This is a genomic window from Dyadobacter sp. 3J3, from assembly GCF_009801115.1.
Lineage (GTDB): Bacteria > Bacteroidota > Bacteroidia > Cytophagales > Spirosomataceae > Dyadobacter.
Genome location: NZ_VTOL01000005.1, coordinates 364916 through 378778, shown reverse-complemented (window position 1 = coordinate 378778; position 13863 = coordinate 364916). Strand labels below are relative to the sequence as shown.

The window sequence follows — 13863 nt, the reverse complement described above, 5'->3', positions numbered from 1 at the left end:
AGTCCGGCTCTCTCTTTTTATTCCCAAAACACTGTCAGAGTTATTATTTGATAGTGAAGTTTGTTCCACCGATTTTATAACCTTCCGAATAAAGTTCTACGCTGTATTTTCCAGGACGGAGTTGAGAATTATCATAAAGCATTTCAACTTTCTGATTGTTGTTCTGGTAAGCCACAGATTCACGTGCTGTGAATTTTGAAGGTGCACCATCTACTTCGAAATCTCCTGAACCTGTTGCATCATTTGCAACAACAGCTCCCTGCGGATCAAGAACTCTTAAATAAATATCTTTTGATTCCTGTGCTGTAAGTGCATTTTCAGGTAGGTTGAAAACCAATTTAAGTTTGTCAACGCGTTTTGCTTTGTACTCCTCTTTATCTTTTGTTTTTCCTCTTGAATTAACAGTAAGAACTTTAAGATTTTGAGCTTTAAGAGCAGCCGCCTGGCTAACTTTTGCAGATAATTCTTTATTAGCAGCTGTAAAAGTTACAACAGAGTCAGTCAATTCTGCCTGACGTTGTACCAGTCTAACTCTTTCGTTAGTCAAAGTTCCTACATGTGTGCTTAGAGAATCATTGGAAGCCACAAGATGCTCATTTTCAAGTCTAAGCTGTGCAATAACTTCGTCTTTTTCAACAAGGAATTTTTCGTATTCTTTAATTTTAACAAGATATTTTCCAGTTTCAACTTTGTTACTTCTTCTGAAAGCTGCTTTATCCGCTTCCAGCTGAGTTTTCATTTTAGTTAACTCTGAAACATCTCCACCTAATTTCTCAATTTCCGCGATTTTTGTGTCAAGCACGGTTGAAATAGAATCAAGTTTTGTTTTTGTAAGTGCCAATTCCCTTGCCTTTTCTACGACCATTGATTCCTGCTGAGTCAATTCACTTTTCTGAGTTGTGAAAAGATAGCCAAACATGGCTGTTGCTAGACCTAGGACAACTACCATTGCCCACGCTATTGTTTGCTTGTTTTTTTGTTCTGGCTGCTGCATTGATACTAATTTAGGTTATGTAATAATTTGATTTATCTAGATTTAGTTAAATTCTGAATCCATTTAGCCAATATCATTCCCCAATATTTCATTTAATCAAAATATAGCAGTAGCAACAATGAAAAGATAATACACTAAAAACCAAAACTGCCTTTCCGTAGAAATAAGGCCTATTATGAATTATTAGTGCATCTAATATAAATTTGGCTTATATGAAAATCAGTACGCCCTAAGGCCTGAAATCCTGCGTATACCACACACAAAATAGGGCAAAATAGGACAAAATGTTGCGTAAGAAGCTTAACGTTGCACATGTGCACTTACGTAAAATACTTTCTTATCCATCGTCGCGAGTTTCTGATATCCTGTAATCTTGTACGTTTTTAAGTACCACAGACCGCCTTTAACCGATCCATGCATTTCTATATTTTTCTCAGATTGATATAATTTATTCTCAGCACGCAACAGCGCCTGAACCAGCACAGGCGTTCCGGAAGTTTTATCCATTTCAATTTTCAGATATCGAACAGGAAGACTTTCGCCCGTTGTTAAAGCGTAGACAATCGTAAGTGAATCCGGTTTCGTAATTGAATAGCTTTTACTGTATGCCGGTTTATTAATATCAGCCTGGATAAACAATTCCAGTTCCTTTTTCCAATCCATTTCCCGGGAAGTTCGTGTTTCATTTTTTCCGGATACGCTCATGGTTTTGACCACTTCCGGCTTTTCTTTGTTAAGCACAGAAATCTGTGATTCAATAAATCCTTTCAAATCATAATAAGTCATCACCTTACTTTGCTTTTCCTGTGCAGAATCACAGCTTGTCAGAAAAAGAAAAATACCACAGAACAGATATAGTATCTGGGTAAAAAAGGAAAATTTAGAAGACGAATTAATTACTTTATTATTCATATTTCCGTGAAGAAGCAAAAACAAAAATTTAACAGTTACGGCACAAAAAAATCAGAGAGCCTGACCCAGACCCTCTGACAAAAATAACACCTTTTATTGGCGTATAGTTTAAAGAATGCTGTTACCAGTCATTTCTTCCGGTTTTGCTATGCCCATTAATTCCAGGATAGTCGGTGCCATATCGGCAAGCTTACCATCTTTGATTGGTTTTTGATAATCATTGTCAACCAAAATACAAGGAACCAGATTCAGGGAATGCGCCGTATTTGGTGAACCATCATCGTTCGCCATGTAATCGGAATTTCCATGATCGGCAATAATGATCGAAGTATAGCCATGTTCCAAACCTGTTGTAACAACCGACTGCACACACTGATCTACGGTTTCACAAGCTTTCACAGCTGCTTCAAAAACACCAGTATGACCAACCATATCTGCATTGGCAAAATTCAGACAAACAAAATCTACCTCTTCTTTTATCAATTCAGGAACGATAAGATCACGTAATCCGAAGGCAGACATCTCTGGCTGTAAATCATAAGTCGCTACTTTTGGAGAAGGACTTAACAAACGGCTTTCACCTTCAAATGGTTTTTCACGACCACCTGAAAAGAAGAAAGTAACGTGTGGATATTTTTCAGTTTCTGCAATACGGATTTGTTTCTTACCCGCAGCTTCCAAAACTTCTCCCAACGTATTATTCAAGTTGTCTTTGTCAAAAATGACAGAAACACCTTTGAATGTATCGTCATAATTTGTCATTGTAATATAACGCAGGTTCAACTTGTGCATATTCTGCTCGTGGAAATCCTGCTGCGTAAGTGCTTCTGTAATTTCACGGCCACGGTCTGTACGGAAATTAAAACAAACAACCACATCATTTTCTTCAATAACAGCTATTGGTGAACCGTCTTCTTTAACAGTAATAATTGGCAGGATAAATTCATCCGTGACACCGGCTTCGTAAGATTCCTCTATCGCTGCTAAAATACCATCAGCCTTAACATGTTTACCTTCGCCTAAAACCATGGCGTCATAAGCAAGTTTTACGCGCTCCCAACGTTTGTCGCGGTCCATTGCGTAATATCGTCCGGTAACGCTGGCAATCTGGCCTGTTGTTGCGGCCATTGTTTCCTGTAATTCCGTAAGAAAGCCTAAACCACTTTTAGGATCCGTATCACGGCCATCTGTAAAAGCATGAACAAAAACATTGCTCAAACCTTTATCTGCGGCAATTTTACAAAGACCTTTTACGTGATCGATATGTGAATGAACACCACCATCAGATACAAGTCCGATGAAATGTACTTTCTTGTTATTTTCTTTTGCGAAAGTCAACGCATCGTTCAGTACCGGTTCATTGGCTAATGTTCCCGAAGAAACTGCAAGATTTATCTTAACAAGATCCTGATAAACGACACGACCAGCACCCAGGTTGGTGTGCCCAACTTCGGAATTACCCATTTGTCCATCAGGCAAACCAACGGCAAGTCCGCTTGCTTCCAGTTTGCTATGAGGATATCTCTGTAAAATACTGTCATAAAAAGGTGTGTTCGCCGCTAAAACAGCAGAACGATTTTCCTCTCCGGCTTTGGCAATTCCCCAGCCGTCCATGATGATAAGAATTACTTTTTTTCCCAATTTCGTACTTGTTTAAAATTCTTGCTTTCTATATTAATTATCTGACATCCGATCACCAGACTTAACTTTCCTGATAATTTTTCTCTTTTGTCAATCCGTGTTTTTCTATCAAAAAATCTAAAAAGGCATTCCCACTTCGTTCCACAATTTCATATACGTTGTCAAAAGCTGAAAGCTCTTCATAATAAGGATCCGGAACAATAACGGCCTCTCCTCTTTCAGGATCAAACATTCTGTATAAATATAACTGATCTTCAGGTAAATAAAATCCATGTGCGCGGAAGCTTTCCTTTCGAATATTTTCGAAATTGGATTCGTCCATTGCGACTATGTAATTGAAATTTATGAAATCCTCGAAAGATAGTTGTCTTGCCTGGTGTGTCAGTGTGATGTCATGAGATAATGCAACTTTTCTCATGCGCTTATCTGGTAAGCTGCCAATGTGATAGGCTCCTGTGCCGGCAGAATCACATTGAATAATATGATCTAATCCCTTTTGTTTAACAAGTGCTTTAAAAACGCCTTCTGCAATGGGAGACCGGCAAATATTCCCTAAACAAATAAAAAGTACATTAATCAAGGCGCAGGAGTAATATTGGTTGATGTTCGAAGAATGTTTGAAACTTATTCTTCTTTTTTACTTTCAATAGGTTGGTTATTCTCGTCTACGATTACGTAAACATCTTCATGCGGTTTACGCATAAGATACTTTTCTCTCGCCCATTTTTCAAGCATTTTCGGCGTACCGAATACTTCGTTCCGCTCTTTTTTAACCTGTTTGATCTTATCTTCCAGGATCACTTTCTCTTTTTCCAGCTCTTTCATTTTGACGCGGTTTGACAAAACTACTTTGAGGTTGTTGTTATCTAAAAACAATATCCAGACGAGCCATACCACAAAGGTTGCAGTATAGAATTTGCGCATGTGGGGTATAAGACTTTTGAAATCGATCATGCTGAGAAAGAGAAAACCGGAGCCTGGGCTCCGGTTTCATTATACTAAAATTAGAATTTCAATCCTGGGAAGTAAGCGCTTTCTCCCAATTCTTCTTCAATACGAAGAAGTTGGTTGTATTTCGCCATACGGTCAGAACGAGAAGCAGAACCAGTTTTGATCTGTCCTGTGTTCAAGGCTACTGCAAGGTCAGCAATTGTTGAATCCTCAGTTTCACCTGAACGGTGAGACATGATTGTTTTATAGCTGTTTCTTTTAGCAAGATTTACAGTATCAATAGTTTCAGTCAAGGTACCAATTTGGTTTACTTTAACCAAAACAGCGTTAGCGATCTGAGATTCGATTCCTTGTTGCAAACGTGTTACGTTAGTTACAAACAAATCATCTCCTACTAATTGACATTTAGAACCAATTGACTCGGTAAGTGTTTTCCAACCCGCCCAGTCATCTTCGTCCATACCATCTTCAATCGAGATAATTGGATATTTAGCAACCCACTGAGTCCAGTAGTCAGCCATTTCAGGAGAAGTCAATTTACGTCCGTCTGATTTTTTGAAGTGGTAGAAACCATCTTCGTAGAATTCAGAAACAGCAGCATCCATTGCGATGAAAATATCTTCACCTGGTTTGTAACCTGCTTTTTCGATCGCCTGAATAACGATTTCGATCGCTTCTTCGTTTGATTTAATGTTTGGAGCAAAACCACCTTCGTCACCAACGTTGGTAGAATATCCTTTGCTTTTCAATACAGTTTTCAAAGTGTGGAACACTTCAACACCCATACGAAGAGATTCAGAGAACGTATCAGCCTTCGCAGGAAGGATCATAAATTCCTGGAAATCGATTGAGTTATCTGCGTGGCTTCCACCGTTCAAAATGTTCATCATCGGAACTGGAAGTGTGTTTGCATTAACACCACCGATGTAACGATACAAAGGAAGACCTGCCTCCTGTGCAGCAGCTTTGGCAACTGCCAGAGAAACCCCAAGAATTGCGTTAGCTCCTAGCTTGCTTTTGTTTGGCGTACCATCCAATTCAAGCATTATTTTATCAATCAGGTTTTGTTCGAAAACAGAAGCGCCGATCAATTCAGGGAAAATGATATCGTTAACATTTTCAACAGCTTTCAAAACTCCTTTTCCAACGTAAACGCTCTTGTCGTCATCGCGAAGTTCTACTGCTTCGTGTTTACCGGTTGATGCACCAGACGGCACCGCAGCGCGTCCTAAATAACCATTTTCGGTACGAATATCTACTTCTACTGTAGGGTTTCCTCTTGAATCCAGAATTTGTCTTGCATGTACTGACTGAATCGTACTCATTTGCAGCTTTGGGTTTGATTTGAAATTGGATATATTAACGGTACAAAATAACACAAAAAAAATGTCATACGTGAGCTGTTAATCTATTTTAAGGTAAATTTACATTATCACAGAATTAAATTTTACAACATGAAAAGTATTCTCATATCAATTCTGGGCATATTGCTAACGGCCTCAGCGGTAGTGGCACAGACTCAGTTGAGCACTGATGATTTTCAAAATAAGCTGAATGCATCCAAACAAGCGCAGTTACTGGATGTAAGAACGCCGGAAGAATTTAGTCAGGGACATCTGGAAAAAGCAGAAAATATCGATTACAGAAATGCCGCGTTTAAAGATCAGGTTGAAAAACTTGATAAAAATAAACCTGTATTTGTTTATTGTCTTTCCGGCGGGCGTAGTTCAGCTGCGGCCAAAGTCCTTCATGAAAAAGGTTTTACCGATGTGTATGAAATGCAAGGCGGTTTTATGAAATGGACCTCTTCTGGTAAAATGATTGATGCACCAAAAGATGCTGGCGCCGTGAATAAGGGAATGAGTACCGCAGAATTCAAAAAACTAATTAGCTCTGATAAACTGGTTATGGTTGATTTTTATGCGCCGTGGTGTGCTCCATGTATCAAAATGCTGCCCACAGTTCATAAGCTGGCAGAAGAATATAAGTCAAAAGCTAACATTGAAACAATCCATTACGACCAGAATAAAGCGCTGGCAAAAGAACTTGGTATCGACGAAATTCCCGCTTTCCTTTTTTACAAAAAAGGAAAATTGATTCTTCGGAAAAACGGATTAATGGAAGAAGCAGAATTTAAAAAGTTGATTGAAGAAAATATTTAGAAAGTTATTTTACAACAAACAAAAAATCCCACCGAAATCGGCGGGATTTTTTGTTTGTTCAAATTTTAGTTTTATTTCTAAACCTCTGACAAAAGCTTAGCAAACTCGTCAAACAAGTAACGCGAATCATGCGGTCCTGGTGAAGCTTCCGGGTGATATTGCACAGAGAAAGCAGGATAATCTTTACGACGAATTCCTTCAATCGTTTTGTCATTCAGGTTAATGTGCGTAATCTCAACATCCGGATGACTCTGGATTTCGTCAGGATTTACAGCAAAACCATGATTTTGAGAGGTGATCTCGCACAACCCAGTAATCAGGTTTTTAACCGGATGATTTAAACCACGGTGTCCATGGTGCATTTTATATGTATTGATCCCGCTTGAAAGCGCTAGCAACTGGTGTCCAAGGCAAATACCGAATAATGGCTTACCTGTTTTTACCATTTCGTCAACAGTCTTGATTGCATAAGGCATCGCCGATGGATCGCCTGGTCCGTTCGAGATAAAAAATCCGTCCGGGTTCCAACTCATTACTTCTTCAAAAGACGCTTGCGCAGGAAAAACCTTGCAGTAACATCCGCGTTGTGTAAGATTATTAAGAATGCTTTTCTTGATACCATAATCCATTACCGCAATTCTCCATTTGCTCCCAGCTTCTGTACCCATGAAATAAGGTACATCCGTAGTTACATAAGACGATAATTCAAGACCATCCATCGAAGGCACTTTGTGCAATTCATCCATCAATTCTTTTTCATCAAGAATCTGAGATGAAATAATCGCGTTCATTACTCCTTTTTCACGAACATGGCGTACGATATGTCTTGTATCAACATTGCTGACACCGACAATCTTGGCTCTTTCAAAATATTCTTGTAAAGAATAATCAGCGGTGTCCCGTGAATAAATCGTCGAGAAGGTATTACAAACCATTCCCTTAATTTTCACTGAACTTGATTCTTCTTCATCTTCCAGCTGCACACCGTAATTCCCGATATGAGAATTGGTGTTCACTATGATTTGTCCAAAATAGGAAGGGTCAGTATAAATTTCCTGATACCCCGTCATTCCCGTGTTAAAGCAGATCTCGCCACCGGTTGTGCCGTCTATCCCTAAAGCTAACCCTCTATATGCTGTTCCGTCTTCCAGCAGTAATAAAGCCTCTTTCTTTTGATTCATATATGGTTAAATCGATTTGCTAATTATAACACTCCAACGATTAAAGCAGTTCAATTTCAAAGTCGTAGGAGATAAGCGCCATCTTGCTATTAAATTTGGCGCTGCAAAAGTATATATTTTTAGTCAAAAAAAAGGGTTAAACGAAAACGTTTAACCCTTTTAATTAATATTTATCTGATGCTTTGCACAATACTATTCGCTTTTTGCATCTTCTTGAGATTCATCAGACGCTGCTTTCGGAGCTTCTGGTGTTTCATCTTCCGGTACGATTGTGAAATCCGCCTTAGGAGCCGCTGGTGCTGCCTCTACTGCTGTTGTTTCACCACCTTCTTTTTTACCACCACGACGGCTACGACGAGTTTTCACAGGTTTGTCTGCGTTAGCAAGTAATAGAGCATCGTTGAAATCTACAAGTTCCATCAAAGACATTTCAGCTGCATCACCCAAACGGTTACCCAATTTGATGATACGCGTGTATCCGCCCGGACGGTCTGCAATTTTATCAGAAATAGTACCAAAAAGTTCTTTAACTGATTCTTTGTCGTTCAGATAACCAAAGATCACACGACGATTGTGCGTTGTATCTTCTTTAGCACGAGTCAACAAAGGCTCAACAAACTTTTTAAGCTCTTTCGCTTTTGCAAGCGTTGTTTCAATTCTTTTGTGAAGAATCAACGAGGAAGCCATATTCGCAAGCATTGCTTTTCTGTGTGAATGCGTTCTTCCAAGGTGATTTACTTTTCTTCCGTGTCTCATTTTGTTTTTGTTTAGTTGCTTCGAGCTGCGCATTGCTACGCGCTACAGAATACAGACTTATTATGGAATTTATTTTATTCTTCGTCCAAACGATATTTGGCAACATCCATTCCAAATACGAGTTGTTTGTCAGCAACAAGTTGCTCCAACTCAGTCAGAGATTTTTTACCGAAGTTACGGAACTTCATCATGTCCGAAATTTCAAGTCTTACTAAATCACCTAAAGATTTCACATCAGCAGATTTCAAACAGTTGTATGCACGAACTGAAAGATCCAACTCCGACAATGAAGTTTTAAGCAATTTCCTCATACGCAACATTTCTTCATCAACCTGATTATCTTCTTCAGCTTTCTGTTTCTCAAACGTCATTGTCTGATCAGAGAATAGCATAAAGTGTTGAATCAAAATATTCGCAGCTCCTTTCAAAGCATCTTCAGGGTGGATTGACCCGTCCGTTTGAATATCAATTAAAAGACGTTCGTAATCGGTACGTTGTTCAACACGCGTATTTTCAACGCTGTATTTAACATTTTTAATTGGCGTATAGATCGAGTCCATTGCGATGTATCCGAAAGGCAATTCATTTGCTCTTGGCTCATCAGCAGGAACGTATCCTCTTCCTTTATCCAACAAAAGTTCCATTTCGAACTCCTTGTTGTCGTCAATATGACAAATTACTTGATCAGGATTCAAAACTTCAAAAGCGCTGGTAAACTTGCTGATGTCGCCGGCTGTGATAACCGAAACATTTTTAAGATTAACAACTATTCTGCTTTCGTTTAAATCCGATACTTTTTTAAATCGAACCATTTTAAGGTTCAGGATGATTTCTGTTACATCCTCAACAATACCTTCAATGGACGAAAATTCATGAAGCACACCAGGGAACTTCACGCTCGTGATGGCATAGCCTTCCAAAGATGAAAGAAGAATCCTGCGTAACGCATTACCGATTGTTACGCCATACCCTTTCTCTAAAGGCTTAAATTCAAACAACCCGTGAAAGTCGTCTGCTTTTTCCATGACGACCTTATCAGGCATTTGGAAAGCTAATATTGACATAGTCCTTGCTCCTTTTATAGTAGTAAATGATAGTTGATCACGCTACCGTTACCTTTGCGATCGCAAATATTGCCGTTTTTCGGCTACAAGCACGCTCCAAAAATGAAGCGTGCTCATAAAATTTTGAAGATTACTTATTACTTCGAGTACAACTCAACGATAAGTTGCTCGTTGATGTTTTCAGGAATCTGCTCGCGGTCAGGGAAAGTTATAAACTTACCTGAAAGCTCTTGTCCGTTCCATTCCAACCAGTTGAATCCTTTTGAACTGTGGCCAGCTAAGCTTTCCGAAACAGCTTCAAGAGATTTCGATTTTTCACGCACTGTAACAGTTTGTCCAGGGCGTAAAGAATATGAAGGAATGTTTACGATTTCTCCATCAACAAGGATATGTTTGTGAGAAACCAACTGACGAGCTGCACGTCTTGTAGGAGCGATACCTAAACGATAAACTGTGTTATCAAGACGAGCTTCGCAGAAACGAAGTAAGTTTTCACCGGTAAGACCTTCTTTTACAGACGCTTTTTCGAATAGATTACGAAACTGTCTTTCAAGAATACCGTAGATAAACTTAACTTTTTGCTTTTCCATTAATTGTAAAGCGTATTCCGATTTTTTGGAACGACGACCCTTTCCGTGTACTCCGGGTGGGTAATTTTTCTTTGCAAGTGCTTTGCTAGGGCCTAAAATTGGTTCTCCGTAGCGTCTTGCAATCTTGGATTTGGGACCTGTGTAACGAGCCATTTGATACTAATTGTTTGTAATGTTAATGATAACCATTCTGTAACCCCAGTGTCCAAATTACGAATGAAGGAATCATTGGATAAAAAATAAACTAAACTCTTCTTCTTTTCGGAGGACGACATCCGTTGTGAGGAAGTGGAGTAATATCACGGATCGTGGTTACTTCAATTCCTGCATTTTGAATCGTACGAATTGCCGACTCACGACCTGAACCAGGTCCTTTAACAAAAATTTCAGCTTTACGCATTCCAAGATCAAACGCTACCTGAGCACAGTTCTGTGCCGCAGTCTGAGCTGCGTAAGGAGTGTTTTTCTTAGAACCACGGAATCCCATTTTACCAGCCGAAGCCCATGAGATCACCTGTCCATTGCTGTTAGTGATAGAGATGATGATGTTGTTGAAAGAAGCTCTGATGTGTACCTGACCCACCGACTCTACTACAACAACTCTCTTCTTTGCCTTGTCTTTTCTTTTATTTTGTGCCATTGCTTATGGAATAAGATGTGGCTGTGATGCCACACTCATTGTTTATTTAGTAGCCTTTTTCTTGTTCGCGATTGTCTTGCGTTTACCCTTACGAGTACGAGAGTTATTCTTGGTTCTCTGTCCGCGCAATGGCAATCCCTTACGATGACGAAGGCCACGGTAACAAGCAATATCCATTAAGCGTTTGATACTCAATTGAACCTCCGACTTTAGTGCTCCCTCAACTTTATATTCGCCTGAAATAACAGAACGAATAGCCCCTGACTCTTCATCTGACCAGTCAAGTACCTTTTTATCCAGATCCACACCTGCTTTGTCCAGAATTTTCTTCGCAGTACTGCGACCAATTCCAAAAATGTAAGTTAAGGCAATCTCGCCTCTTTTACGGTCGGGGATATCAACTCCTGAAATACGTGCCATAATTTATTAACCTTGTCTTTGTTTATACCGTGGGTTCTTCTTATTTATTACGTAGACCTTACCCTTCCGGCGTATGACTTTACAGTCTACACTGCGCTTTTTTACTGATGCTTTAACTTTCATCTTTCTAACAATAGTTATTTCCTAAACTAATCTATTCAAACTCTTAGCTTACTTGTAACGATATACAATTCTCGCTTTCGATAAATCGTATGGAGACATTTCAAGCTTTACACGGTCGCCAGGTAAAATTTTAATATAATGCATCCTCATTTTACCTGAAATGTGTGCTATTACTTCGTGCTTATTTTCCAATACTACACGAAACATTGCATTCGAGAGCGCCTCTAAAATTACTCCGTCCTGTTCAATTGATGCTTGTTTTGCCATTCGTAGCTTTTATTACTTTACTTCAACCATTAGGCTGGTATTCGCCGTGACTTGTTCTATATAATCAAAAGTGGTAAGTATTTCAGCTTTACCTTTACGCACCACAACAGTATGTTCAAAATGAGCTGAGTATTTACGATCCGTTGTTCTGATTGTCCAGCCATCCTTTTCCTGCATAACTGACTTAGTACCTAAGTTAATCATCGGTTCGATAGCAAGGACCATTCCTTCTTTCAAACGTAATCCTTTTCCTCTTTTTCCGTAATTAGGAACTTCCGGAGCTTCGTGGAGTTCTTTTCCAACGCCATGACCAACAAGTTCGCGAACCACTGTGTAACCTCTTTCTTCACAATAATGCTGAACCGCGAAACCAATATCGCCAACTCTTAATCCGTCAACTGCCTGCTCGATTCCCTTGTAAAGAGATTTCTTAGTTGCAGTTAAAAGATCCATGACCTCTTTCGACACTTCACCCACAGGATATGTATAAGCACTGTCGCTGTGGAATCCATTTAACTTAACACCGCAATCAATTGAAACAATGTCTCCGTCTTTTAGTTCATAATTCCCGGGAATACCGTGAACTACTACTTCATTTACAGACATACAAAGTGAAGCAGGGAAATTATTGAAGCCTTTAAAAGAAGGTATACCTCCAAAACTTCTGATATAATCCTCAGCGATTGTGTCAAGCTTTTTAGTAGTGATGCCCGGTTTAACCCATTGCGCCACTTCGGCATGTGCCTTACCTAAAACCTGAGCACTCTCTTTAATGAGGTTTATTTCCTCCTCTGTTTTCAAATAGATCATTCCAAATCAGATAGCGACACTTTCAGTCCTACCTTTTACACGTCCTGACTTCATAAGACCTTCATATCTCCGCATTAGAAGATAACTTTCAACTTGTTGCAAGGTATCCAAAACAACACCTACCATGATAAGTAAAGATGTTCCCCCAAAGAAATGCGCAAAGTCTGTTGATACACCAGCCATGCTTGCAAAAGCCGGCAGAATAGCTACAAGAGCCAACATTAGTGAACCAGGGAACGTTATACGATCCAGTACAGAACTGATATATTCAGAAGTTTGCTGTCCCGGCTTTACACCTGGAATAAAACCGCCTCCTCTTTTCATATCATCTGCGATTTGCTGCGGGTTAACCGAGATAGCAGTATAAAAGAATGTGAAAACGATGATAAGGAAAGCAAACAACAGATTATATTGCCAGGTTGTATAGTTTGCGAAAATAGTAGCAACGTTACTAGCGAAATCACTTTTCTCAGCAAAATAAGACGCTCCAAGTGAAGGAATGAACATTAACGCCTGAGCGAAAATGATTGGCATTACACCAGCCGCATTCAATTTCAAAGGAAGGTATTGACGCTGGCCACCCATAACCCGGTTACCAACTACCTGTTTTGCGTATTGTATCGGTATACGGCGAACTGCTTGTGTTAACATAACAGCACCCATAATTACAAAATACAAGGCTACAATTTCTAATACGAAAAGCAAGATTCCACCTGTACCTCTTGATTGAAATTCTTTAAGAATAGCACCCGGAAAACGGGAAACAATACCAATCATAATCAACATAGAGATCCCGTTCCCTACACCCTTATCCGTGATACGCTCTCCCAGCCACATGCAGAACATAGTCCCGGCTGCAAGAACAAACACCGATGAGATAGAAAACAAGCTGCGTGAAACCAATAGTGCTTCATCAGGAACAGTTGTATTCAAATACGCTGTTCCTTGAACTAAGGTAACAACAATCGTGAGAACCCTTGTAATTTGATTTAACTTCTTGCGCCCAGACTCTCCTTCTTTCTGCATCTTCTGGAAATACGGCAAAGCCATAGTCAACAGCTGAATCGCAATGGAAGCAGAGATATAAGGCATGATACCCAAAGCAAAGATGGAAGCTTTACTAAAAGCTCCACCAAGGAAGGTATCAAGAAGACCTAATAAACCCTGTGATGAAAAATTCATCTGATCCGGTTCTACACCAGGCAAAGCTACATAAGACCCTAAACGGAATATTGTTATAAACAAAAGAGTGTTGAGAATTCTAGTTCTCAACTCCTCAATCGAAAATATATGTTTTATCGTCTCAAAAAATCGTTTCATGTTATGGGGCTTACATTATCTGTTCGATAATC

17 protein-coding genes are annotated in these 13863 nt (G+C 39.4%); 1 reads left to right on the top strand and 16 read right to left on the bottom strand.

Annotation, left to right across the window (positions count from 1 at the left end):
• Positions 1-43: 43 nt before the first annotated feature.
• From FZF08_RS13500 to eno, 6 genes are all read right to left on the bottom strand, one after another.
• Positions 44-994 carry a hypothetical protein gene (locus FZF08_RS13500; RefSeq protein WP_159469547.1) on the bottom strand — a complete coding sequence of 317 codons (951 nt, stop codon included), beginning with the start codon at positions 992-994 and terminating at the stop codon, positions 44-46.
• A 300-nt stretch (positions 995-1294) separates the two neighbouring features.
• Positions 1295-1906 (bottom strand): hypothetical protein, encoded by a 612-nt coding sequence (locus FZF08_RS13495; protein WP_159469545.1) that lies wholly within the window; start codon positions 1904-1906, stop codon positions 1295-1297.
• Positions 1907-2014: 108 nt separating this feature from the next.
• Positions 2015-3547, bottom strand: a complete 1533-nt coding sequence (gene gpmI, locus FZF08_RS13490; RefSeq protein ID WP_159469543.1) for a 2,3-bisphosphoglycerate-independent phosphoglycerate mutase — start codon at positions 3545-3547, stop codon at positions 2015-2017.
• Between the two features lie 61 nt (positions 3548-3608).
• Positions 3609-4127: a low molecular weight protein-tyrosine-phosphatase gene (locus FZF08_RS13485; protein WP_159469541.1), complete on the bottom strand. Its 519-nt coding sequence runs from the start codon at positions 4125-4127 to the stop codon at positions 3609-3611.
• A 44-nt stretch (positions 4128-4171) separates the two neighbouring features.
• Positions 4172-4471 carry a septum formation initiator family protein gene (locus tag FZF08_RS13480; RefSeq protein WP_229216169.1) on the bottom strand — a complete coding sequence of 100 codons (300 nt, stop codon included), beginning with the start codon at positions 4469-4471 and terminating at the stop codon, positions 4172-4174.
• 80 nt (positions 4472-4551) lie between these two features.
• A complete protein-coding gene (gene eno / locus FZF08_RS13475) occupies positions 4552-5823 on the bottom strand; it encodes a phosphopyruvate hydratase (protein WP_137342274.1) in 1272 nt (423 codons plus the stop codon).
• A gap of 129 nt (positions 5824-5952) precedes the next feature.
• On the opposite strand from eno, the gene FZF08_RS13470 reads away from it, so the two are divergent.
• Positions 5953-6660, top strand: a complete 708-nt coding sequence (locus FZF08_RS13470) for a thioredoxin domain-containing protein (RefSeq protein WP_159469537.1) — start codon at positions 5953-5955, stop codon at positions 6658-6660.
• Positions 6661-6737: 77 nt separating this feature from the next.
• On the opposite strand, the gene carA is transcribed toward FZF08_RS13470, so the two are convergent.
• The 10 genes from carA to secY form a co-directional block, all read right to left on the bottom strand.
• The gene (gene carA, locus FZF08_RS13465; RefSeq protein ID WP_159469535.1) at positions 6738-7841 is read right to left on the bottom strand and encodes a glutamine-hydrolyzing carbamoyl-phosphate synthase small subunit; all 1104 of its coding nucleotides are present in this window, start codon (positions 7839-7841) and stop codon (positions 6738-6740) included.
• Between the two features lie 192 nt (positions 7842-8033).
• A complete protein-coding gene (gene rplQ, locus FZF08_RS13460; protein ID WP_159469533.1) occupies positions 8034-8597 on the bottom strand; it encodes a 50S ribosomal protein L17 in 564 nt (187 codons plus the stop codon).
• Positions 8598-8671: 74 nt separating this feature from the next.
• Positions 8672-9661, bottom strand: coding sequence for a DNA-directed RNA polymerase subunit alpha (locus FZF08_RS13455; protein ID WP_090341206.1), 990 nt, complete (start codon positions 9659-9661; stop codon positions 8672-8674).
• A 137-nt stretch (positions 9662-9798) separates the two neighbouring features.
• Positions 9799-10404 carry a 30S ribosomal protein S4 gene (rpsD, locus tag FZF08_RS13450; RefSeq protein WP_159469530.1) on the bottom strand — a complete coding sequence of 202 codons (606 nt, stop codon included), beginning with the start codon at positions 10402-10404 and terminating at the stop codon, positions 9799-9801.
• Between the two features lie 91 nt (positions 10405-10495).
• Positions 10496-10891: a 30S ribosomal protein S11 gene (rpsK, locus tag FZF08_RS13445; RefSeq protein WP_159469528.1), complete on the bottom strand. Its 396-nt coding sequence runs from the start codon at positions 10889-10891 to the stop codon at positions 10496-10498.
• A gap of 42 nt (positions 10892-10933) precedes the next feature.
• Entirely contained in the window at positions 10934-11311 is a 378-nt protein-coding gene (gene rpsM, locus FZF08_RS13440; protein WP_159469526.1) for a 30S ribosomal protein S13, read from the bottom strand.
• Positions 11312-11317: 6 nt separating this feature from the next.
• On the bottom strand, positions 11318-11434 hold the full coding sequence (gene rpmJ, locus FZF08_RS13435) for a 50S ribosomal protein L36 (RefSeq protein WP_090341197.1): 117 nt from the start codon (positions 11432-11434) through the stop codon (positions 11318-11320).
• Between the two features lie 48 nt (positions 11435-11482).
• Entirely contained in the window at positions 11483-11701 is a 219-nt protein-coding gene (gene infA / locus FZF08_RS13430; RefSeq protein WP_090341195.1) for a translation initiation factor IF-1, read from the bottom strand.
• Positions 11702-11713: 12 nt separating this feature from the next.
• Entirely contained in the window at positions 11714-12511 is a 798-nt protein-coding gene (gene map / locus FZF08_RS13425; RefSeq protein ID WP_159469524.1) for a type I methionyl aminopeptidase, read from the bottom strand.
• A gap of 6 nt (positions 12512-12517) precedes the next feature.
• Positions 12518-13831: a preprotein translocase subunit SecY gene (gene secY / locus FZF08_RS13420; RefSeq protein WP_159469523.1), complete on the bottom strand. Its 1314-nt coding sequence runs from the start codon at positions 13829-13831 to the stop codon at positions 12518-12520.
• Positions 13832-13863 lie beyond the last annotated feature (32 nt).

Bases quoted from the DNA above. Each gene is read 5' to 3' on its own strand.
- FZF08_RS13500 (WP_159469547.1), bottom strand. From the start codon at position 994: ATGCAGCAGCCAGAACAAAAAAACAAGCAAACAATAGCGTGGGCAATG.
- FZF08_RS13495 (WP_159469545.1), bottom strand. From the start codon at position 1,906: ATGAATAATAAAGTAATTAATTCGTCTTCTAAATTTTCCTTTTTTACC.
- FZF08_RS13480 (WP_229216169.1), bottom strand. From the start codon at position 4,471: ATGCGCAAATTCTATACTGCAACCTTTGTGGTATGGCTCGTCTGGATA.
- eno (WP_137342274.1), bottom strand. From the start codon at position 5,823: ATGAGTACGATTCAGTCAGTACATGCAAGACAAATTCTGGATTCAAGA.
- FZF08_RS13470 (WP_159469537.1), top strand. From the start codon at position 5,953: ATGAAAAGTATTCTCATATCAATTCTGGGCATATTGCTAACGGCCTCA.
- carA (WP_159469535.1), bottom strand. From the start codon at position 7,841: ATGAATCAAAAGAAAGAGGCTTTATTACTGCTGGAAGACGGAACAGCA.
- rplQ (WP_159469533.1), bottom strand. From the start codon at position 8,597: ATGAGACACGGAAGAAAAGTAAATCACCTTGGAAGAACGCATTCACAC.
- FZF08_RS13455 (WP_090341206.1), bottom strand. From the start codon at position 9,661: ATGTCAATATTAGCTTTCCAAATGCCTGATAAGGTCGTCATGGAAAAA.
- rpsD (WP_159469530.1), bottom strand. From the start codon at position 10,404: ATGGCTCGTTACACAGGTCCCAAATCCAAGATTGCAAGACGCTACGGA.
- rpsK (WP_159469528.1), bottom strand. From the start codon at position 10,891: ATGGCACAAAATAAAAGAAAAGACAAGGCAAAGAAGAGAGTTGTTGTA.
- rpsM (WP_159469526.1), bottom strand. From the start codon at position 11,311: ATGGCACGTATTTCAGGAGTTGATATCCCCGACCGTAAAAGAGGCGAG.
- rpmJ (WP_090341197.1), bottom strand. From the start codon at position 11,434: ATGAAAGTTAAAGCATCAGTAAAAAAGCGCAGTGTAGACTGTAAAGTC.
- infA (WP_090341195.1), bottom strand. From the start codon at position 11,701: ATGGCAAAACAAGCATCAATTGAACAGGACGGAGTAATTTTAGAGGCG.
- map (WP_159469524.1), bottom strand. From the start codon at position 12,511: ATGATCTATTTGAAAACAGAGGAGGAAATAAACCTCATTAAAGAGAGT.
- secY (WP_159469523.1), bottom strand. From the start codon at position 13,831: ATGAAACGATTTTTTGAGACGATAAAACATATATTTTCGATTGAGGAG.